This is a genomic window from Streptomyces sp. AHA2, assembly GCF_036857595.1.
In the GTDB taxonomy this organism is placed as follows: Bacteria; Actinomycetota; Actinomycetes; order Streptomycetales; family Streptomycetaceae; genus Streptomyces.
In genome coordinates, this window is sequence record NZ_JAUQWJ010000016.1 from 126,669 (window position 1) to 147,492 (window position 20,824).

Consider the following 20,824-nt stretch of genomic DNA (forward strand, 5'->3'; position numbering starts at 1 on the left):
GAAACTGCGGGAGCGGGAGCGTGCGGGTGTGCGTCAGCGGCGGGTGCGGCCGCGCGTTGCGGTGAAGGGGTCGCTCGAAGAAGTCGCGACGGCGTGTTCGTGGTGGCCGTCGACGGAGGTGATGTCCGCTGTGCCGCTCAGCCACAGGGCACTGTTGACCAGGCCGACCATGCTGAACGCCTGCGGAGTGTTGCCCAGATGGCGACCCGTGAGGGGGTCGTACTCCTCGCTGAGCAGCCCCACGTCGTTGCGCAGACTGAGCAACCGCTCGAACAGGTCGAGTGCCTCACGGTGGCGCCCGACGCCGTGCAGGGCATCGACGAGCCAGAACGTGCACACCAGGAAGGTGCCCTCGGTGCCCGGCAGGCCGTCCACTCCCCCGTCCGCCTCCGGCCGGTAGCGCACGAGGAAGCCGTCCTCGCCCAGTTCCCGGGCGACGGTCTCGACGGTGCCGCGCACTCGCGGATCCTGCCAGGGCAGGAAGCCGACACGAGGCAGCAGCAACAGCGCCGCGTCCACCCCCTGGGAGCCGTAGAACTGGGTGAAGGTGTTGCGTTCGGCGTCGTAGCCCTGCTCGCACACCTCGGCGTGGATGCGGTCGCGCAACTGCTCCCAGCGGTCCACCGGGCCCCAACGGTCGTGGTGCAGTACGGCGCGCACCGCCCGGTCCAGGCCCGCCCATGCCATGACCTTGGAGTGCACGAAGTGACGCGGCTCGCCTCGTACTTCCCACAGGCTGTTGTCGGGTCGGCTCCAGTTGCCCTCGAGGAAGTCCAGCAGGGACTTCTGCACGTTCCAGGCGATGTCGTGAGCAGGCAGGCCTGCTTCACGGGCGACATGGAAGCAGTCGAGGACCTCCCCCCACACGTCGAGCTGGAACTGGTCGGCGGCGGCGTTGCCGGCCAGGACCGGACGCGAAGCCTCGTAGCCGGACAGCCAGTCGAGCTCGAACTCCGGCAGACGCCAAGTGCCGTCGAGGCCGTACATGATCTGCAGATCGGCCGGATTCCCGGCGACCGCACGCAGCAGCCACTCCCGCCAGGCGGCCGCCTCCTCCAGGTAACCGGTACCCACCAGGGCCTGGAGCGTGAAGGTGGCGTCGCGCAGCCAGCAGAAGCGGTAGTCCCAGTTGCGCGGACCGCCGAGTTGTTCGGGCAGGGAGGTGGTGGCGGCGGCGAGGATGCCGCCGGTGGGCTGGTAGGTCAGTCCTTTGAGAGTGACCAGGGAGCGCCGCACCGCGTCGTTCCACTTGCCGCGGTAGGTGCAGCGGCTCATCCAGTTCTTCCAGAAACGCTCCGTGTCCTCGATGGCGGGTATCGCGTCCACCGGACGCGGGCGGCCCGCCAGGTGGGACGGTTTGTACGTGAGGACGAACGGCACCTGGTCACCCGCTTCGACGGTGAACTCGGCGCGCGTGGTCATGTTCTCCCCGTAGACCTTGACCGGCGTGTGGAGCCAGAACGCATCGGGTCCGGCCACCGCGCGCAGAGCGTTGCCCACCCGGTTGACCCAGGGGACGATCCGGCCGTAATCGGGGCGGAGCCGCAGGTCCATACGCATGGTCACCCGGCCGCTGATGCCTTCCACCACCCGGACGATGTCGGCCGCCTCCCCCCGCAGCGGCATGCAGTCCACGACGCGCACGCTGCCTTCGGCGGTGTGCCACTCGCTCTCCAGGATCAGTGTGTCCTCCCGGTAGCGGCGCCGCGTCGCGGGGCCGCCCTGAGCCGGTGCCAGGAGCCACCGACCTGCGCTTTCGTCGTGCAGCAGAGCCGCGAAACACGCTGGTGAGTCGAACCTGGGCAGGCACAACCAGTCGATGGAGCCGTCTCTGCCCACCAACGCGCCCGACTGCAGATCCCCCACGAAGGCGTAGTCCTCGATGGCACCGGCCATGGCCGCACTCACTCCTCACGTCGGCCACAGCAGCGGGCGGGCCTGTGCACCGGGCTCGCACACGGGGACATACCGTGGCCTGGCTCGCCGCACCGCCCCACGCTCCCGTCGTGGGCGCGTGGGACAGGCGCACACGAAGAACGGAGGGACAGCACGGTCCTTGGATGAATTGCGCCTCAGTGACAGGGAATCAGGGCCGGTGTCGATCACCCGTGCTCCCTCTGGGCAGCAGAACCACAATCACACGACTGACCACCTTCTGCGACCGAAGCATATTCAATAGAACTATGAACAAATGCCGTACCTGCATAAATGCGATCGGCATATGCCAGAAGCAGCGACGTGTCGATGGATCCCCCTCGAAAACCGCATCGCGGAACAGTCCCCGGTCCTTTTCCGGTGGCGCCGGAGTCCGGCCTGTCGGAAGAGGGGGCAAGTAGGCAATCTTGCAACCCAGTTGGCCCACACGAAGCACAGCACTGCAGAATCCTGGCTCGATGAAGACCGCTGCTGCCTGCACTGGGGCCGCTCCGGTCAAGTCGCCGGCGAGGGAGTTCCGGCGCTTCGGCTCAGCGCAGGCGCGACCCGTACTGCCGCCGGTCGGGCTGATCGGCCCGCGTCCCAGCAGGGTGACGCGGACGTCGGCTCCGTCCGAAGTGTGGCGGCAGAAGGTGGAGCGGAGGCGGCGAGGCGGGCAGGGTGCGAGGGACGACCGGGCGGGAGTCGATGCCGCGCGCGGTCGGCGGCCGTGCGCCCGGCCCGGCCGCCGAACAGGCGCTGGACGGTGGCGGGTGGCAGCGAGGCGGGGCTGACGCAGTGCACGCCACAGTGGTTTCAGGACTTGGTCCCGGCGAGGTCCTGGGCCGAGCTCGAGGACTGGGTGGAACGGGAGAAGTCCGCGGTGACGGTTCGGACCGGTCCGGCACCGGAGCGAGGCGGGTGGAGGGGCTCGTGTTCGGAGGGACGCTGCGCGGACGCGGCTGCCGGTTGCAGTGGTGGGGAAGTTCGTGGAAGGAAGCGGGAGTTGAGGTGCGATGGGCGAGCGTGCGGCGGGGCGGAGCGGGTTGAGCAGCGCTGCAGTCGGGGCGAGGGTGCGGCGGGGGCGGAGAGCCGCCGTCGGTGTCGCCGTGCTGGTCTGGCTCATGGGATGCAGCAGCGGCGGTTTCGAGGGCAGGAGCGCTGCGCCGGGTCCGGCGCCGACATCGACACTCCTGGCGGCCGAGGATCTGGAACCGCTGCTGCTGGATGCTTCGGACCTGGGAAGGGGACCCGGTCCCTGGGCATGAAGAAGGACTCGGGCGACTCCCTGGTCCTGCGGGGAGGGCCGCAGGACTGTGAGGAGTTGGAGCCGTACGGCGTCTACGGTCCGATCGAGAAGGTGATGGGAACGGAGCGCACCGCAGAGGCGGTGTTCACCCGCGACGGAAAGCTTCTGACCCAGCGGCTCTACAGCCGGATGCCCGCATCGATGCCGGGTCGGGTGAGCAAGCTGTTCGCCGTGCTGACCGCGTGTCCCTCGTACACCGAACTCATCAGCCTCGGAGACAAGGGCAACGCCGAACATGACGTGACGACGCGCAGGGTCGATATCACGGACGTGGAGGGCGTCGCCTACGGTTACGAGCGCGTCGCGACGGACCGCGCCGACGGGTCGCACGACCGCAGGATGACCGTCGCGGTGACGCGAGGGTGGACCACGGTCCTGCTGGACGGTTCGCCCGACCTCGTTGAGCAAGCTCTGCGGCCTGCCCTGCGGAAGGCGACCGAATGATCCGCCCGCTGCTGTAGCCCTGCTGCCGCTGCCTGCCGCCTGCCGCCTGCCGCCTGCCGCCTAGCGGAAGCCTTCCGGCGGTGTCCCTGCGAACCCTCCCTGAGGACCACAGAAGGCCCGTCGGGGCAGGGTGACCGAATGGGTCCCCCTGCCCCGACGGAGCCCTGTCGGGTGGCGGGTTACCGGTGCCCGGCAGAGGCCGGTGCCATGTGCGGCGCGCTCCGGTTCAGCCGAAGTTCACGTCGCTGCACCACATGTAAGCCTGGTCGAGGTGTGAGGCTTGCCAGATCACGAACAGGATGTGATGTCCGGTGTAGCCGGAGGTCTGGACGGGGAACGTGATGTTCTGCGCCGGGGCGAAGCGGCCGGTCTGCGTGATGAAGTCGAGGTTGCCCCAGCCCAGGGTCTGGGTCTTGGGGTTGAAGCCCTGCTTGCTCACGTAGACCTTGAAGTAGTCGGCACCGTGGGACGCCTGGTCGTGCAGGCGGATCGAGAAGTTGCTGCCGACGGTGGTGGTCTTCCACGGCCCGGGCTTGTTCAGGCTGGCGTTCCTCGAGAGGTTGTTGCTGCAGAGCGTCCCGTCGGGGGTTCGCGCCTGGAACTGGCCACCGAGGCCGTCGCGGAGCGCGCTCATCCAGTTCCACATGGTGTCGGGGTTGGCCTGGAAGGCCTGCCAACACATGGGGTCCTCGGTCTGCATGGCCGGGTTCGTGTGGTTGCTGCCCCACGTCTTCCAGCACTGGTATGCGCGGGAGGCGGGGTCGACGATGGTGCCGTGAGCTTGGGCGGGGGTCGACCAGGTCAGTGCGCCGACAACCACGGCGCACAGCATGATGAGCGCCTGGAGAGGCCGGCGGAGGGACGACCGCGAACGCCCGGTCAACGGACTCTGTTCGTGCATGGGGGGAAGCTCCTTCCAGTTGCGAGCTGTCATGGGAGCGCTCCCAACGGTAAGCCCTCCGAGTGAAATGTCAACGAATCAAACGGAGTTGATGAGAAAAACGGGCACACGATCTCGGCAGCGGGAGTAACGTCCGGCTACCCGCCGCCGCGTCCCCGCGATGACGCCGGAGAAGCGGGCGCACGACGATCACCCAGACCGCGATCCCGTCGATCGCCGAGTACGGCGTCGCAGTGACGACCGCGGAGATCGCCCGTGCCGCATCGGTGAGGGCACGATCCTCCGGGTCTTTGCCGCCCCCGCCGACAAGACCGGTCCGGAGCCCCTGCCCGGACGCATCGGACAGGTGAACCGCCTTACGAAACAGGCGGGTCAGGCAATAAGTTGTGACGCGAACCGCACGCTTCGGCTGAAAGACAGACGGTAGACATGACCGACCACGCGACCACGTCCGGACCGGCAGGGCATCAGAACATCGACACCTCCGTGCCGCATTCCGCCCGTATCTGGAACTACTGGCTGGGCGGGAAGGACAACTACCCGGTCGACGAGCAGGCCGGCGATGCCTACACCGCCGTGTTCCCCGGCATCGTGACCATCGCCCGCAGCAGCCGCGCCTTCCTGCGCCGCAACATCACGTACCTGGTCGCTGAGGCGGGCATACGCCAGTTCCTCGACGTCGGGACAGGGCTCCCGACCGCCGACAACACCCACGAGGTGGCCCAGCGGATCGCCCCGGAGTCCCGGATCGTGTACGCCGACAACGACCCGATGGTGCTGGCACACGCCCGAGCCCTGCTCTACTCCACGCCGGAGGGGGCGACCGCCTACGTCGACTCGGACGTGCTCGACCCGGACCGTATCCTGGCAGCCGCCGCCGACACACTGGATTTCAGCCGGCCGACGGCCTTGATCCTCAGCAACATCCTGGGGCACATCACGGATTACGACCAGGCACGCTCGATCGTCACGCGCCTGATGGGAGCGCTGCCGTCCGGCAGCTACCTCTCCGTCAACGACGGTTCGCGAGGCATCGACCCGGACTTCGAGCAGGCCCAGGACGCGTACAACGAGAGCGGCGCCGTCCCGTACACGCTGCGCACCGTCGACGAGATCACCTCCTTCTTCGACGGCCTGGAGCTCTTGGACCCCGGCGTCGTATCAGTCCCCCACTGGCGGCCCGACCCCACCGGCCCGGCCCCGGAAGTCATCGCCGAACACGGCGGCCTCGCCCGCAAGCCGTGACCACGTCGTGATGCCCTGACTCGAGGTGACACACCGCCTGTCGGGTCGGCCGCTTGCCACCGGGACGCTCGAGCGCCTCGCCGTTTCCCGCTCACGCTCTCACCATGCGTACTGTGGCGATCATGGTGAGAGCGCCGGGCGTCCGCACACGGGGGTCGGGAGCCGGCGGGTGCGCAGTGCCATGCGAAATCAGCGGAAATCTCTCCGGTCACGGCGGCTCTGACGCGTATGCGCGGGCCCCGTGTGCCGTGGGTCCAGGACGCGGTGAAGCCGATGGGCGACGGCCGCGATCCGCGGCGGGGCCCACGACGTCGCCTCCCCTCGATCGAGAGCAGCGGGGCGCCGTGGCACAAGTCGGCCGGATCGGACGTGTTCCAGAACCTGCGCCAAGTCTCCGACCGGCCCTGCTGTGAGGGGCGTTCAGTGCGCGGCCGAGGAGGGCGCAGCCAAGGCCCCTCCTCCCCTCCTCGCCCGGCGGCGAGCGAGAGGCTCGACGGCGATCCACCGGACTCGATGCCCTGCACGGGCGTTCCGATCGGGTGTCCGCCGCGGTCCTGCCGCTGTCCCGCAGAGCCGCCCCAGGCACATGCCCCCAGGCTGTGTGCTCAGGGACTGGTGGTGTCACCGCTGGTGGTGTCCGGGGTGATGGTGATGGCGATGTGGAGTCCCATCCGGGTCAACATCGCGTGGGGATGACCGGTGAGGCCGGTGAGCGTGAGAGTGCCGCCCAGGGTGGCGAGACGCCGGCACCAGGCCAGCAATGCGGTGACGCCGGTGGAGTCCAGGTGCCGGAGGAGAGAGGCGTCCAGAGTGAGATGCCGGCAGCCCTCGTCGATGATGCGGTTCACCACGGCGCACAGGCCTGGCGTGGTGTGCAGATCTGCATCCTCGGGAAGCCGTGCGGTGACCTGGTCCCCCACTCGGCCGGTGACGTCGAGCACTGTCGCACCCCCTGGACACCGCTCGGAGCTGTCGCAGAGGGCGAGAGCGAAGTGCCCACTGGGTCGGACGTCCAGGCTACTGGTCCTTCGGGCGTGGTCGAGCTGCGCCTCAGGACGCGGTCCGCAACGCTGCGCCATAGCAGTTCCCTGCCACCACGGCTCGTAAGGGCGGACACAATGGGTAAACGAAGGCAAGCCGACGGAAGCGATCCGTAATCAGTACGCCTACGCACACCATAGGAACCACATGATCATCCCGCTTATGAAGCAGGCGGCAGATGAATCCCACGCGCCGGTACTCCTTCGTTACGGCGCCGTGTGGGGTCCAGAAGGAACCTCCGTATTCGATGCGCGCAACGCCACCCGCACCCTCCTGGCGCAGGCCGGCTACCCGCCCCACCACCGGGCCGACCACGACGCCCGGATAGTGGTCAGCGAACTCGTCACCAACGCCCTGCGTGACGCCCCCGGCCCCGGCGGCCTCCTGCTGGAAGTGCTCGCCTGCACTCCGGCACGCCTGCGGATCACAGTGCGCGACAGCTCTCGAAGATCGCCCCGGCCACGGGTTCCCGACCCCCACCGCATCGGCGGACACGGCCTGCAGTTGATCAGCCGCATCTGCGACACGTTCCACACCACCTCCCTTCCGGACGGCAAAAAGATCACCGCCGAGATCCGCCTGCCCGCAGCCGCCCTGTGACTGCTGGATCCTGCAACTCCCACGCGGTGGCGGTTCCGCCACCGGGCAACGCCTATCAGGTCGTTGTAGGGGGCGATCGAGAGGTAGCGTCCCCCGCATGGACTTTCACACCACCGTCGAGCGCGCTCAGCGCCTCAGGCATCTGCACGCCCAGTACAAGCCACTCGTGCTGCCGACCGTCTGGGACGTCTGGTCCGCGCGTACGGCCGTAGCCGCCGGTTTCCCCGCACTGACGGTCGGCAGCCATCCCCTCGCAGACTCCCGGGGGGCCGACGACCACGAAGGGCAGACCTTCGAGGAGGTGATAGCCGCCGTCCGGCCGATCATCTCGGCGGTCGACGTCCCTGTGTCCGTGGACCTCGAGGCCGGGTACGGGCAGAAGCCCGCTGATCTGGTCGCCGGACTCATCGAGGTCGGCGGGGTCGGCCTCAACGTCGAGGACACCGTCCACTCGGACGGTGGCCGCGTGCGCAGCACGCAGGAGCACGCGAGTTATGTCGCCGGCCTGCGCTCGGCGGCTGACGACGCGGGGGTCCCGGTGTGGGTGAACGGGCGCACCGACCTGTTCGTGCACGCGCAGAGCGCTTCCGGCGTCCTCGACGAGGCCATCGAGCGGCTGCGGGCCTTGGAGGAGGCCGGCGCCGACAGTGTGTACCCGGTGGGCATTCAGGACGACGACGAGCTGCTCGCCGCCGTGACCGGCGCCGTCTCCGTTCCCGTGAACTCCACGGCCCATCCCGTCAAGCACGATCTCGAGCGCTTCCGCCGTCTCGGCGTCGGCCGGATCACCTATGGCCCGCTCCTGCAGTTCGCCATGGCGGACGCGATGAGGGACCTGCTCAAGCCCTGGGCGCCCTGAGGAGTCGACCGGGGCGGGGTGACCGCCGGACGGTCCGCAGTATGCGGCACCCCGCACACCCCGGAGCCGTCATCGGCGCAAGGGGCCGGGCCGGAGCGCGAGGATTCGCGCTCCGGGTTCGCCCCTCTGAGAGGACGGGACAGCACCGGACAGTGGCGAGGACGGCGAGCGCGGCCAGCCCCCAGAACACCCCGCGCCAGCCGACGACCCCCGATCGACTGGACCATCGCCACCGCGGAACCGGACGCCCTCCTCCGAGGAAGCCCTGCACCTGCTCGCCTCATGGAACGCCACCCAGGCCGGGACGCAGGCGCGGTGGTCCAGTCAGACCGGCAGCCTGCGCGTCCATCGAAGACGGTCCGGGACCGAAGTGTGGGCGTGGCCCGGGTGCCGGGGCCCGTTCCCGAGGCGGCACCGGCACCCCCGGGCATCCCGGGGGCCGTCCTGGCGGCGAGGAGCACCGCCACCCGGGCGCGCTCCTCGCCGGTGCACCGGAGGCTTCCCTCGGCTCAACTCCTCTTGCGGCGCAGCAGCCACAGCGCGACGCCGGTGCCGGCGGCTGCCAACAGCAGCGTGCGGTTGTCCCGCGCCAGTCGGGCGCCCTGCGCTGCCTGGGCTCGGACCGGCTCGGGTGCCTTGTCCTGCATCAGCCGACCGGCCTGCGCCGCTTTGGCGCGGACCTGCCGCGCCGCCTGGGCCGCCTGGTCCTTCACCGGGTCGGGCAGCTTGTCCTGCACCCGGGACGCGGTCTCGGCGGCCTTGGTCTTCAGCTCCCCGGCCTTGACGGTGGCCTGCTCCCTGACCTCGGCCGCATTGTCCCGGGCGCGGGCCTTGGCCTCGTCCTTGTCACCCAGGGCCTCGAGCGTCTCCCCCAGTTCCTGACGGGTGTGCTCGACCTGCTCGCGCAGGTCCTTGGGGGTGGGGGCCGGGGAGGTGGTGGTCTCGTCGTGCGGCTGGGTCATCGCTGTGCACTCTCCTTGATCTCGGCCACGTCGGCCTTCACGCTGTCGATCGTCTTCTCGGGGGTGGGCGGGGCGCCCTGCTGAACCTGCTTCTTGCCGCTCACGGCCATGACTGCGGCGATCACGCCCAGTACCACCGTGACGATCAGGGCCGCGGCCCACACCGGCAGCGGGACCGCCAGGGCGGCGATCACGGTGGCGACCAGCGCCTGCAGCATCAGGAAACCGACGACGCCGGCGGCGCCGAACAGTCCGCCGCCCTTGCCGTAGCGCTTGCCCTTCTCCTTCATCTCCGCCTGCGCCAGCCTCATTTCGCCGCGCACCAGGTCCGTCAGCTGCTGCGACGCCCGCTGCACCAGCTCGCCCACCGGCTCGTCGGCGTCGTGACTGCCCCTGCCGTCGGCAGGGGGCGGCTGCATGGTCGACACGACGATCACCTCCTGTCTCTCTCCGTCCGGTCCCTGCCGGCGAGCTCGGCTCGTCGGCGGTGTGCACGCGAGTACCCAGGTAGACCGGTTCACGACAGCGAGTTGCGGCGGATCTCGAGCAGGAAGCGTGGACGGGTGGGGTGGGCGGTCGTACACGCTGCGGCCCCTGGTGCGTCTCGTCGGCGGCCTGGCGGTCCTGCCATGTGTGCCGGCCACGCCACGATCGTCGGAGGCGGTGGCGCACGACGGGGTGCCGGGGGGTGGGGTGAGCCGGGCACTGGCGCAACCGCGGGAGACCCGGGCGTCCACGTCCCTGGGGTGGTGGCCGCCGCCCGGCCCCGCCGTCCCGCCCGTGCGCGGCAGGTTCCCCGGCCTCCAGCGCTTGCCCGTCACGACGGTGACCGCGTGAGCGGGGCGGGTCAGACGTCGTCCAGGCGGCGCAGATCGTTCTCGTCCCACTTCCTGGTGTCGCGCGGCTGCGTATACGGCTCCGCCTCCGGCGGATGCCCGCCGGCCACGGCCCGCTGCCGCACCGTCTCCGCGTCGAACTCCAGCCCCAGCAGGATCGCCAGGTTGCTGATCCACAGCCACACCAGGAACACGATGACACCGGCCATCGTGCCGTAGGTCTTGTTGTAGGACGCGAAGTTCGCGACGTAGAAGGCGAACCCGGCGGAGGCCACCATCCAGATCACCAGTGCCAGGAAGCTGCCCGGGGTGACCCAGCGGAAGCCCTTCACCTTCGCGTTGGGGCACGCCCAGTACAGGAGCGCGATCATCACGGTCACCAGCAGTACCAGCACCGGCCACTTCGCGATCGACCACACGGTCAGCACCGAGTCCCCGATCCCGAGGGCCTGCCCCGTCTGCTGGGCCACGCCCCCGGTGAACACCACGATCAACGCACTGACCACCGCCAGCACCATGAGCACCACCGTCACGGCCAGGCGTACCGGCAGCACCTTCCACACCGGCCGGCCCTCCGGCATGTCGTACACGGCGTTGGCACTCCGGATGAACGCCGCGACGTAACCGGAGGCCGACCACACCGCCAGCGCCAGACCGGCCAGAGCCACCACGGATCCGGTGCCCGCGTTGCCCTGCAACTGCTCCACCGCGCGCGTGATGATGTCCCGGGCGGAGCCGGGAGTCAGCTTCTGGAGGTTGTCCAGCACCTTGTCGGTGGCCGACTCCCCGGCGATCCCCAGCAACGAGACCAGCACCAGCAGCGCCGGGAAGAGCGACAGCACACCGTAGTAGGTCAGGGCTGCCGCACGGTCGGTCAGCTCGTCGTCCTGGAACTCCTTCACACTGCCCTTGAGGACCTGCACCCATGCCCGTCTGGGCAGCTTCGTGGGCCCGTCCGGCGCCGCCTCCTCCACACCACTGCCCGGCCCCACCTCTTCCGGCTCCGGAACCCCGTCCTCATCACTGTCTTTCCGCCCTGGAAACTGCAGCTTCGCCATGCAAGAGGGAGTAACCCGACCTCCCCCGCTCAAGCCCCGGCAGCACAACCGGCGCTGATCCACCGTCTGCCGACCGAACCCGACACGGTCAGGTCGCGTGCCCGGAGGTCGTCGTCCTGCGCCGCGCGCCCGACGGTGAACCAGGTGGTCCTGCGTGGTCGGTCTCCGTCGAGGTCGCGCAGGCGGCGACCGGGCCTGCCGTCACTCCGTGAGAATCAGACGGCACGTCTCCCCGGGCTGCACGCCGATCCCGCGGTCCGGTAGTTCGACCTCGATCGGTGGCAGGTCGGACGGTGGCACCGAGATTTCCAACTGCCCGCTCGCCAGCCGCAGGTGTATGCCCCAGTGCCCCTGGTACCGGATGGAGAAGCCGTAGGAGGACAGCTCCGGCAGCGGCACCGGGTCCAGCCACAGCGCCCCGGAGCGGGTCTCCAGGCCAGGCAGACCCCGCTGCACCAGGTCGAGGGTCCCGGCCATGGCGCCCAGGTGGATGCCCTCGCCGGTGGTGCCGCCCTGCAGGTCGGCGACATCACCGTGCAGGGCTTCCTGGCAGAACTTCCACGCGTCCGCGCGCCGGCAGCGGGCCAGGACCCAGCCGTGGACTAGGCCGCTGAGGGTGGACCCGTGGCTGGTGCGCACCAGGTAGTGATCAACGGTGCGTCGCCAGGTCTCCTCGTCCAGACGGTAGCCCAAACGGCTGAACAGGCCGCGGAGTTCGGCTGGTGAGAAGAGGTAGCCGAGCATCAGCACGTCGGCCTGTTTGGAGGCCTTGTATCGGTTGACGCTGTCGCCTTCGGCCTCCAGGATCCGGTCGAGGCGCCGAATGTCGTCGTAGCGTTCGCGGTAGTCGTCCCACGCGAGTTCCGCGAGGTCACCGTAGCCCTCGAACTGGCTGATGACTCCGTCGTGGAAGGGCACGTGGAGGGTGCGGGACAGGTGCTCCCATTGGTCCGGTTCACCGTCGTCCAGGGCGATGCGCTCGACGAGATCGCGACGGCGGGGCTCGGGCAGGGTGCGCAGCACCTCCAGGGCACGGGTGAGCACCCAGGCCGCCGTGACATTGGTGTACGCGTTGTCGTCGAGGCCCGGTCGCTCGGCGCCCGGATAGGCGTCGTGGTACTCGTCGGGGCCGACCACGCCCCGGATGCGGTTTCGCCCCAGGGACTCGTCCCAGGTGGCCGAGTCCGCCCAGAAGCGCGCGATCTGCAGCAGCAGCTCGGCGCCCTTGGTGTGCAGGAACTCCGCGTCACCGCCGGCCTCGCAGTACTGCCACACGTTGTACGCGATCGCCGAGCCGACGTGGTGCTGCAGGTGGGTGTGGTCGGGCAGCCAGCGGCCCGAGCGGGGGTTGAGGTGGAGCCACTGGGTTTCCTCGCGTCCGTCGCTGCCGCTCTGCCACGGGTACATGGCACCACGCCGGCCGGTGGCCCGGGCCGCGGCGCAGGCTCGGTCCAGGCGCCGGTGGCGGTAGTGGAGCAAGGCGCGGGACACCTCCGGGAAGTGCAGGTTCAGATAGGGCAGGACGAACAGTTCGTCCCAGAAGACGTGGCCGCGGTAGGCCTCGCCGTGCAGTCCGCGGGCCGGCACCCCCACATCGAGCTCCGCGGTGTGCGGAGACAGGGTCTGGAGCACGTGGAAGAGGTGCAGGCGCAGGATGTGGCCGGCCTCACCGGGGACGTCGAGCTCGGCCCGGCGCCACAGTCGCTCCCAGGCGGTCCGCTGCGAGGCCACGAGATCGTCGAAGCCCGGCGCCGTGTTCACCCGGTCGACGGCGGCCTGCAGCGGATCGCTGATCGCGGGGTCGCGTGAGGTGTGCAGGGCGATGGTCTTGTCGACGGTGGCCGTGGTCCCGGGGACCAGGGAGAGCGTGATGTGCTGGACGGCGCGGAGGGGCTCAAGGGTCTCGGTGATCGCCGCCCGGGCCGTCAGCCTTGCCGCCATGCCGACGCGGATGTCCGAGGTGCGGGTCCGGCAGCGCAGCCACACCGTGCGGGGCGTCGCTGTCCCGGCGTGGACATGGGTCAGGTGGTGGCCGTCCAGGTCCCGGTAGCGCGGCACTCCGGCGTTGGTGACCGCCCCGTCGAGTGCCGCCTCGACCTCCAGCTCGCCGGTGACGTTCTCGGGGGTGAATTCCGTGCGCAGCGCCGCGAGGTGCGGGTCGGCCATGTGCACCATCCGCAGTTGCCGCACTGCCAGCGTCCGCCCTTGGCCGAAGGAGTACCGGGTGCGGCGCTCCAGGATTCCCGAGTCCAGGTGCAGGGTCTGGCTGTGGTCCTGGACGGTCGCGGCATCGGGTGTCAGCCATCGCCCGCCCGTGAGCCGGAAGCGCAGGGACAGCCAGTTCGGGAGATTGACCAGGTCCTCGTTCTCGACCTGACGTCCGGCGACCTCGGAGGTGAGCCGGTTGTAGCAGCCTGCCGCGTAGGTCCCGGGGTAGTGCACGTCGTCCGCCCGGCACTCGGGCAGCGAGCCGCGGGTGGCGAAGTAGCCGTTGCCCACCGTGCACAGTGACTCCCGCAGCCGTTCCTGCGCGGGGTGATAGCCCTGGTACTCCCAGGTGTCGTCGTGGTCCGGGGTCAGATCCGTCACGGTCCGTCTCCTCGTCGAGCGGGATCCACGGGGCAGGACGGTTGCCTGTGGCGTGGTGGTGTCCAGGGCCGCGTTTCCAGGTTCGGCCTGCTCACACACGCTGGGGCACGACGGCCACGGGGCAGTGGGCGTGGTGCAGCAACGTGTGAGCCACTCTGCCGAGCTGAAGCCCGAGGTGGCCGTGCCGGCGTCGCGCTCCGACGATCACGAGGTCGGCTGCCGCCGAGCGGTGCACGAGCACCTTGCGCGCCGGGCCTTCCACGATCGTCTGCCGTACGCGGACGCCGGGGTGATCGGCCCTGGCGCCGCGGAGCAGGTCGTCGAGTTCGGTGCGGGCTCGCTCCGCGTGGTTCTGCCCGGGCGCTGCCGAGGTGTCGGCCGTGCCGGCGGTCTCGTACGCCGGTCGGCGCCAGGTGCGGACCACGTCCAGGACGCACCCGCGGGTCTCGGCCTCGCGAAAGGCGAACGCCACCGCCTCGTGGCTTGTCGACGGATCGCCCACGCCGAGCAGGATCCGCTCGTGCGTGCCGGAGAGGCCGGCCCGGTCGCCGCGCACCACGACCACCGGGCAGTGCGCACGGGCCGCCACGGCCAGCCCGACCGACCCCAGCAGCATTCCTTTCAGCTCGCCTCGGCCGCGGGATCCGGTGATCAGGGCGGTGGCGTTGTTGCCCTCCTGCAGGAGCGCGTCCGCGGCGTCGGCGTGGCGGACCTCGGTGGACACCTTCACGTCGGGGTTGCGCCGCCCGGCTCGCTCCGCCGCGGTGGCGACGATGTGGTCGGCCACCATCTGCCCGGCAGGCCGGTCCCGGCCGACCGACGGGGCGGGGCCCTCGTATCGCTCCGAGCGCGAGCCGTACACCAGGCGCAGCGGCAGCCCGTGGCGGGCGGCCTCGTCCACCGCCCAGTCGACCGCCGGAAGACTGCCGTCCGATCCGTCGACACCCACGACCAGGGGCAGCTCCATGGTCATCGTTCCCACCGCCTCGTGCTCGGGCGTTTGTCGGGTCCGTTTCCACGGTCGCACCCGCGGCGGCCTCACTGCGAGGGTCGGCCGGGCCTTTGCCGGCGCTGACCGGCCGGAGGGTGCGTCCGGCCGTGGCTGCGGATCAGCGGGGCGTGCCGTAGCCGTAGGGGCGCGTGACGGGGTCTCCGGTCCACGCGGCGCCCCCGGAACCGCCGCCCCGCTGCCCGCCTGGACCTTCTCCGTCGCCGGCCGGCCTGTCAGGTGGTGGTGCGACGGCCGGTGACAGCCACGGGCCGGATGCGCAGCCATAGCTCGCGCCGGCCCCCGGTCCGGGATTCGCTGTGCCCCCGCTTCCGAGGAGGGCCACCTCGTCCGGTTCCGTCACGGTCGGCGGGTCCGCGCACCGGAACGCTTCAGCCGTGAACCGGGGTGTGCGGGCGACCGCCCCGGACGGGAGCGACTTCCTCACGCTGCTCCCCTCCGAGGACGATCCTGCGGGCACCGGAGAGGGCGCCGACCGGCAGCAGGGTCCTGGGGGCGGGGAAAGTGCCGCCGGCGTTCGTTGCGGCGCTCAAGCCGGGGGCGGGTGCGACGGTCAGCCGGTGTGGCCGGGATGCCCCTGTGTCAACAGGGTGTTCCACGCCAGGGCGAAGACGGGGAAGCCGAGTTCCGCGAGGGCGAGGCGAGCCGGTTTGACCCTCACATCGGCAGCCCCAGTGGCCTCCTCCACGAGGTCGAGCACGTAGTACAGATGGGTACCGACGAGGGCGTACCAGGTGCGATTGGGGTGTGGATCGGCGGAGTCGGCGGGTGCCAGGCGGGCCGAGGCGGCATGGACCTTCTCCTTCGTGAGCCGGTACGTGACGTCATCGGCGGTGAAGGCCGTCTCCATGGCGGTGGGCATGCTGGCTCCAGGGCTGGAACGAATCGACGGCCAGATGGTAGACCCTGGCGGCACCGCCGAGTCCGGCCACGGCTCGGAGTTGACGGCATGGTGCCGACCGTGCAGCTGTGGCTGGACGGCGAGCGGGACCAAGGGCTTTCCGGATCAGCGATCGGTGGAGTCGCCGCGTCGCGACGCAGACCGCCGGTCGGATCGGTGCGGGGCTGAACAGGTGGATCACCGTGCGAAGATCATGAACAGGATGGCGGTCGCTATCGCGCTGATCAGCAGGGAACCCAGGCAGCCGATCCGACTACTGAAGAAGAAGAACATGGTGCCCGTCTACCCCGAAGGGCGCCCTGCTCACGGACGTACCGCTGGATGCGCTTCTCAGTTCGACTCCGGACGTCCCGCAGTGGACCCGTACAAGGGCCGACTTGCGGAAGGCGACACCCACCTGCGGTCATGGAGAAAACCTAATCGGTCGCTTGCCATATCGCATGAAGGCAACCGGTGACAGTGGGCTCCCACGGTGGAAGGCTCGCAGGCGTTTGCGACTGTCGACCGAGACACCGGGGGAACATCATGCTGGTGAGACGAACGGTGGCCGTCCTGGCCGCCATGGCTGCGGTGGTGTTCGGAGGGAGCGCCGTCACCCAGGCAGCGCCACGATCCGCGCCCGTCGCGGTGGCCACGCAGCCCGAAGCCGGACCCGCCGGCGCACAGGCCTCCTGCACCAAGCGCAACGTCAGTCACTACGACGCGTGGACGCAGCGCACCTGGACGGCCGACTGGGTGTGCGGGAACCGCGCGGGAGCACCTCTGCACGGCTGCGCGAGCTTCATCCCCGCATGCGGCGTGATCGGCTGGATCGACACCTCGTCCAGCTGGTTCGTGTGCTGGGGCAGGGGGGCCCAGCACAGCGGGGGGAACAACATCTGGTACTACACCCAGGGCGACAGGTCGGCCCCCGGCGAAGGCGGCCGTCAGGGATGGGGGTTCATCCCCGCGGTGGACGTGTGGACCTCCACTGATCCGTGGCCCGGCATGACCGAATGCAACATCGCCTAGGGCGGGGGAACTTCATGCGTATCACCACCACATCCGGTCTTGTCCGTACGCTCCGTGGCCTCCTCGCGATGGCGACGGTGTTGTGCTCACTGCTGCTCGCCGGCGCCTTCCACTCCCCCGCCTCGGCCACACCTGCACAGCGTGAGGGCGGCGCGCCCCCGGTCACCCTGGGCGCCACCGCGCAGGTGCCTCCCGGAGTCACCGCCGGAGTCGCCGTCTTCGACCGGCGGACCGGTGCCTTCACCGAGCAGGTGAACCCGGGCATGCAGTTCCGCTCGGCTTCCGTGGTCAAACTGCTGATGGCGCTCGACTTCCTCTGGAACCGGGGGCCCGACTACGTCATTCCGGCGGCCGACCGTACGCGCCTGGAGGCGATGCTGCGCAGCAGCAACGACTTCGCGGCGAACTACTACTGGGATGCTCTGGGCAGGAACGCCATGATCTCCCGCATGGTCAGCCGACTCGGCCTTGTCGACACCGCGCCGCCGCCTGCCGGGCAGGAGGGCATGTGGGGCTACACGGCCATGTCGGCCCGGGACACGGTGACGACGTACCGGTACATCCTCGACAAGGCCCCGGCGCCCGTCCGCGACTTCGTCATGACCAATCTCCGCCAGTCGACGAGGTGCGCTTCCGACAGCTTCGACCAGCACTTCGGCATCGCTTCCGCGTTCGACCGGCCATGGGCCGTGAAACAGGGCTGGGCGGGTCGCTACGGGGCGGGCACGTGCAGCCCGACGCCGGCCCGGGCGGCGGCGGCGCCTGCGAGCAACGGCGAGTCCGGGGCGCCCGCAGCCGCCGACGTGGACCTCACGCGACCCGCGCTGCACACGACGGGCACCGTGGGGTCCGGTGACCGTTCGATCGTCGCCGTCCTCACCCTGCACCCCGAGGGCACGACCTACGGCAAGGCCTACACCGACATCGGCCGCCTGACCCGTTCGCTGAACGTGCCCGGCTCGGTCGCCGCGTCCGGGAAGTGGTACGGAACCTGGAGTTCGGACGTCAACGTGCGCCGGGAGCCGGTGCTCGGGGACAACGTGCTGACCAAGCTGCCGGCCGGCGTGGAGGTGCTGGTGGGATGCCAGAAGAAGGGGCAGCTGGTCTCCGTGCCCCCGTACAGCAACGACTGGTGGGCGTACCTGCCGCAGTACGGCGGCTACATCTCCAACATCTACATCAGTCATCCGGACAACCAACTGCCTGACGTCCCGCTGTGCGGCAACTCGCAGAGCGGTTCGAGCCGGTAGTGAACCGCGGTGACGGGTGGGCGGCCTGGGCCGCCCACCCGTTACGGCATCCCGTGTGACCGCAGCCCGGGCGATCCCACCGGGCCCGGGCGGGCCGAGAGGCCGGTCACTCCGCAGGGACCTGGAGACCGTGGAGTGGTCGAGGCCGGCCCGTTCCAGCAGTTCGGCCTGGGTCCGCCCGTCGTGGTCGAAGAGCCGCATCAGCAGCAGTTCCTGCCCCGGGTGCAGGTTCATGGCGCGCAGCCTGGCGGCGGCGTGAGCGCGGTGGGCGCGGGCCGGCTGGAAGACCTCCGGTGGTGAACCGGCAGGCGCGTACCGTGCGCCGGAGCCGGCGGCGAGCCCGGACGGCATCGGCCGGGGCCCGGTCCGTCATGTGTGCCGCCCGGGAAAGACGCTGGCTCGCCGGGCGTACCCCGACTTACGGTGGCGCCATGAGCGATCACTCGGAAGCATCTGTCGCGCCCGTCGAAGCCTTCGAACCCCCCTATTACATGGCCGTCTTCACCACGGTGCGCACCCAGAACCAGAGCGGCTACAGCGAGACGAACGCGCGCATGGAAGACCTGGTGAAGGACGTCCCCGGGTTCCTGGGTATGGACCACGCGCAGACCCCGGGAGGGCTGGGCATCACCGTCGGGTACTTCCGCGACGCCGACGCGCTCGCTCGGTGGCGGAGCGACGCCGAGCACCGCGCCGCGCAGAAGCGTGGACGGGCCGAGTGGTACCAGAGCTACACGCTGCACGTGGCGAGAGTGGAGCGGAGCCACGCATTCACGCGCGCGCAGGCCCCGGAGAGCCCGACAGCCGGCTGACCAGGTGCACGGGGCGGGGGGATCCTCCGGAGTCTGCCCCCTGCCGCCGCGGGGTGCGCCGTGGTCCGTCCGCGTCCGCCTCGGTGCGCTCCGGATTCGGACCTGGCCGGGGCCAGTAGGCTCTGGGCGCGGCGGGGGCCGGCGAGCCGCCGCCGCAGGTCCTGGCGGCGGTCGGCGAGCGGCCGGACCACGGCCCTTGGGGAGGGGAAGCGCGATGATCGCTGTGGAGTACGGCTACGAGGTGCTGCCCGGGGTGGCGGTGGACACCCCGGGCGTCGAGGACGTCCTGCGGCGGCGGGAACGAGGCGCGCGGTGGGGCATCGTCGCACTGACCGCCGAAGTACTGCTGCTGGTGGCCGTCGGCTGCCTGGCGGGTCCCGGATCGGCCACGGGTCTGGTCACCGGCGCCTGCCTGGCCCCCGTCATCGCGGTCACGGCCGGCCTGACGCTGCTGTGGCGCAGGGCGCGACGCCGGGAGCGGCTGGTGATGTCCACCTACGGCTGGCAGGTCTGGCCCGTGCGGACGCAGGACGTCCGAGTGGTCGCCTCCGAGGGCGAGCGGGCCCAGGGCCGCCGCTGGGGGACGGACGGGCGGGTGGTGCTGCTGCAGCCGGACGGTCAGAGCCACTGCTCCTTCCCCGTCCCCGGGGACGGCTGGGACGGGCCGCGTCCACAGGGGCACCGCCCGGCGGACCGGGTGTGGTTCGCCGGCGACACCCGGTTCGGCGGCATGCTCGCCGAACCGGGCGGGCTGCCCTTCCGCTACGTCGTCCGCTCCACGCCGGGCAGGCGCCGCGGCACCGGGCCGGAGGACGAACTGGCCCGCCGCGCGGGCCTGATGCCCCGGAGCCGGCGGCGGTAGGCAGCCGAAACGTGACGTGGTGGACGGTCCCGCCGCGGGAAGGCGGTCCTGCCGCACCGTCACCACGTCGGGGGACCGACGGACCGGCGAGCACGCGCAACCCCGCCTCACGGTCCCCGGCCCAGGTCACCGCTTCGGTGTCCGCGCCGTGCGTCCCCACAGCATCAGCAGCAGGTCCTCGGCAGTGCCCGAGACCTCCGCGATCGGCTCACCGTTCCCGGCACAGTTCGACAAGCTGGTCCACGTAGCCACGCCACCGCCCACCGGCCGCGCGCTCGTCAGACCTTGCGGGCCATGACTGCGACGATGAGGTGCTCCCAGACCGTGAGTTCTCGCCTGTTCCACGGGCTGTCGGACTCGTCGGGACGCCACAGCGACGCGGGGACTATCCCGGGGTCGAGGATCTCCAGGCCGTCCAGCAGGGAGGCGATCTCCGCGTCCGTGCGCCACCGGCCGCGACCGAACGTCTGCTGCAGCACCTTCTCCGCCTCCGTGGTCTCCGGGTTGTCGCCGGAGCGGAAGTGGCTGATGAAGAAGTGGCTCCCGCTCGGGACATGGTCTCGCCAGTAGCGGACGATGCCGGCGGGGTCCTCGTCGTCGTTGACGTGGTGCAGGATGGCGCTGAGGACGACCGCGACGGGACGGGCGAAGTCGATGATCTCCCGCGTCGCGGGGTGGGAGCGGATGCCTTCGGGGTCGCGCACGTCGACCGCGACGACACGGGTCCGGTCGTTGTTCTCCAGCAGCGCACGGCCGTGGACCAGGACCTGGCCGTCGATGTCGACGTAGACGACCCGGGACTCCGGAGCGTGGCGTTGCGCGACCTGGTGGACGTTGTCCGCGGTCGGCAGACCACTGCCCAGGTCGATGAACTGCCGGATGCCGGTGGTCTTCGCGATCTGCCCGACCGCCCGGACCAGGGCCGCGCGGTTGGCGAAGGCGATGGCCACCGACCCGGGCAGATCACGCTTGAACACGTCGCCGACCTCCCGGTCCACGGCGTAGTTGTCCTTGCCGCCGAGCAGGTAGTCGTAGACGCGGGCGATGCTCGGCTTGGTCGGGTCGATTAAGGAGCCTTCGTACGTCATGGCGGTCATTCTCCCCGGCCGAACCTCCTCCTCACCGCCGGTTCTGCGACGTCGAGGGTGCAACCGACCCCATTGAATAGACGAGACGACTAGTCTAGTCTCCTCGGTAGACGCAACGGTGAGTCTCGGCATG

At 70.3% G+C, this 20,824-nt stretch carries 18 protein-coding genes and 3 pseudogenes; 10 read left to right on the forward strand and 11 right to left on the reverse strand.

Features of this window, described 5'->3' with window-relative positions; all coding sequences use genetic code 11:
• Window positions 1-33: 33 nt before the first annotated feature.
• Complete coding sequence (locus tag Q5694_RS26745; RefSeq protein ID WP_333935933.1) at window positions 34-1,896, reverse strand: glycoside hydrolase family 15 protein; 1,863 nt, start codon at window positions 1,894-1,896, stop codon at window positions 34-36.
• Between the two features lie 1,034 nt (window positions 1,897-2,930).
• Between Q5694_RS26745 and Q5694_RS34890 the strand changes: the two are divergent.
• Window positions 2,931-3,143 (forward strand): annotated as a pseudogene (locus tag Q5694_RS34890) (hypothetical protein); the annotation flags it as partial.
• A 35-nt stretch (window positions 3,144-3,178) separates the two neighbouring features.
• Complete coding sequence (locus Q5694_RS26750; protein ID WP_333935934.1) at window positions 3,179-3,667, forward strand: hypothetical protein; 489 nt, start codon at window positions 3,179-3,181, stop codon at window positions 3,665-3,667.
• Window positions 3,668-3,893: 226 nt separating this feature from the next.
• On the opposite strand, the gene Q5694_RS26755 is transcribed toward Q5694_RS26750, so the two are convergent.
• A complete protein-coding gene (locus Q5694_RS26755; protein ID WP_333935959.1) occupies window positions 3,894-4,499 on the reverse strand; it encodes a lytic polysaccharide monooxygenase auxiliary activity family 9 protein in 606 nt (201 codons plus the stop codon).
• 229 nt (window positions 4,500-4,728) lie between these two features.
• Between Q5694_RS26755 and Q5694_RS34895 the strand changes: the two are divergent.
• Both Q5694_RS34895 and Q5694_RS26760 read left to right on the forward strand, forming a co-directional pair.
• Window positions 4,729-4,863, forward strand: a pseudogene (locus Q5694_RS34895) (TetR family transcriptional regulator); the annotation flags it as partial.
• A 134-nt stretch (window positions 4,864-4,997) separates the two neighbouring features.
• The gene (locus tag Q5694_RS26760) at window positions 4,998-5,813 is read left to right on the forward strand and encodes an SAM-dependent methyltransferase (RefSeq protein ID WP_333935935.1); all 816 of its coding nucleotides are present in this window, start codon (window positions 4,998-5,000) and stop codon (window positions 5,811-5,813) included.
• A gap of 605 nt (window positions 5,814-6,418) precedes the next feature.
• On the opposite strand, the gene Q5694_RS26765 is transcribed toward Q5694_RS26760, so the two are convergent.
• Window positions 6,419-6,754, reverse strand: coding sequence for an STAS domain-containing protein (locus Q5694_RS26765; RefSeq protein WP_333935936.1), 336 nt, complete (start codon window positions 6,752-6,754; stop codon window positions 6,419-6,421).
• A gap of 247 nt (window positions 6,755-7,001) precedes the next feature.
• Between Q5694_RS26765 and Q5694_RS26770 the strand changes: the two genes are divergently transcribed.
• Together Q5694_RS26770 and Q5694_RS26775 are read left to right on the forward strand one after the other, a co-directional pair.
• Window positions 7,002-7,454: an ATP-binding protein gene (locus Q5694_RS26770; protein WP_333935937.1), complete on the forward strand. Its 453-nt coding sequence runs from the start codon at window positions 7,002-7,004 to the stop codon at window positions 7,452-7,454.
• A gap of 97 nt (window positions 7,455-7,551) precedes the next feature.
• Window positions 7,552-8,313 (forward strand): isocitrate lyase/PEP mutase family protein, encoded by a 762-nt coding sequence (locus Q5694_RS26775; RefSeq protein ID WP_333935938.1) that lies wholly within the window; start codon window positions 7,552-7,554, stop codon window positions 8,311-8,313.
• Window positions 8,314-8,822: 509 nt separating this feature from the next.
• Here Q5694_RS26775 and Q5694_RS26780 read toward each other — a convergent pair.
• From Q5694_RS26780 to Q5694_RS26805, 6 genes are all read right to left on the reverse strand, one after another.
• Complete coding sequence (locus tag Q5694_RS26780) at window positions 8,823-9,275, reverse strand: DUF3618 domain-containing protein (RefSeq protein ID WP_333935939.1); 453 nt, start codon at window positions 9,273-9,275, stop codon at window positions 8,823-8,825.
• On the reverse strand, window positions 9,272-9,694 hold the full coding sequence (locus Q5694_RS26785) for a phage holin family protein (RefSeq protein WP_333935960.1): 423 nt from the start codon (window positions 9,692-9,694) through the stop codon (window positions 9,272-9,274). Before Q5694_RS26785 ends, Q5694_RS26780 begins: the two co-directional genes overlap by 4 nt.
• 428 nt (window positions 9,695-10,122) lie before the next feature.
• Window positions 10,123-11,169, reverse strand: a complete 1,047-nt coding sequence (locus Q5694_RS26790) for a YihY/virulence factor BrkB family protein (protein WP_333935940.1) — start codon at window positions 11,167-11,169, stop codon at window positions 10,123-10,125.
• Window positions 11,170-11,370: 201 nt separating this feature from the next.
• A complete protein-coding gene (locus Q5694_RS26795; RefSeq protein ID WP_333935941.1) occupies window positions 11,371-13,758 on the reverse strand; it encodes a glycoside hydrolase family 65 protein in 2,388 nt (795 codons plus the stop codon).
• Window positions 13,759-13,849: 91 nt separating this feature from the next.
• The gene (locus Q5694_RS26800) at window positions 13,850-14,725 is read right to left on the reverse strand and encodes a universal stress protein (protein ID WP_333935961.1); all 876 of its coding nucleotides are present in this window, start codon (window positions 14,723-14,725) and stop codon (window positions 13,850-13,852) included.
• A 595-nt stretch (window positions 14,726-15,320) separates the two neighbouring features.
• The gene (locus tag Q5694_RS26805) at window positions 15,321-15,629 is read right to left on the reverse strand and encodes a hypothetical protein (protein WP_333935942.1); all 309 of its coding nucleotides are present in this window, start codon (window positions 15,627-15,629) and stop codon (window positions 15,321-15,323) included.
• 570 nt (window positions 15,630-16,199) lie between these two features.
• On the opposite strand from Q5694_RS26805, the gene Q5694_RS26810 reads away from it, so the two are divergent.
• Together Q5694_RS26810 and Q5694_RS26815 are read left to right on the forward strand one after the other, a co-directional pair.
• Window positions 16,200-16,679 (forward strand): hypothetical protein, encoded by a 480-nt coding sequence (locus Q5694_RS26810; RefSeq protein ID WP_333935943.1) that lies wholly within the window; start codon window positions 16,200-16,202, stop codon window positions 16,677-16,679.
• A gap of 68 nt (window positions 16,680-16,747) precedes the next feature.
• Window positions 16,748-17,929 carry a hypothetical protein gene (locus Q5694_RS26815; protein ID WP_333935944.1) on the forward strand — a complete coding sequence of 394 codons (1,182 nt, stop codon included), beginning with the start codon at window positions 16,748-16,750 and terminating at the stop codon, window positions 17,927-17,929.
• 93 nt (window positions 17,930-18,022) lie between these two features.
• Here the strand turns inward: Q5694_RS26815 and Q5694_RS26820 are convergent.
• Window positions 18,023-18,280 (reverse strand): annotated as a pseudogene (locus Q5694_RS26820) (MarR family transcriptional regulator); the annotation flags it as partial.
• Window positions 18,281-18,360: 80 nt separating this feature from the next.
• Here Q5694_RS26820 and Q5694_RS26825 point away from each other — a divergent pair.
• Window positions 18,361-18,741 (forward strand): antibiotic biosynthesis monooxygenase family protein, encoded by a 381-nt coding sequence (locus Q5694_RS26825; RefSeq protein WP_333935945.1) that lies wholly within the window; start codon window positions 18,361-18,363, stop codon window positions 18,739-18,741.
• Window positions 18,742-18,955: 214 nt separating this feature from the next.
• The gene (locus Q5694_RS26830; RefSeq protein ID WP_333935946.1) at window positions 18,956-19,603 is read left to right on the forward strand and encodes a hypothetical protein; all 648 of its coding nucleotides are present in this window, start codon (window positions 18,956-18,958) and stop codon (window positions 19,601-19,603) included.
• 278 nt (window positions 19,604-19,881) lie between these two features.
• Here the strand turns inward: Q5694_RS26830 and Q5694_RS26835 are convergent, their stop codons facing one another.
• A complete protein-coding gene (locus tag Q5694_RS26835) occupies window positions 19,882-20,700 on the reverse strand; it encodes an SAM-dependent methyltransferase (RefSeq protein ID WP_333935947.1) in 819 nt (272 codons plus the stop codon).
• Window positions 20,701-20,824: the final 124 nt, after the last annotated feature.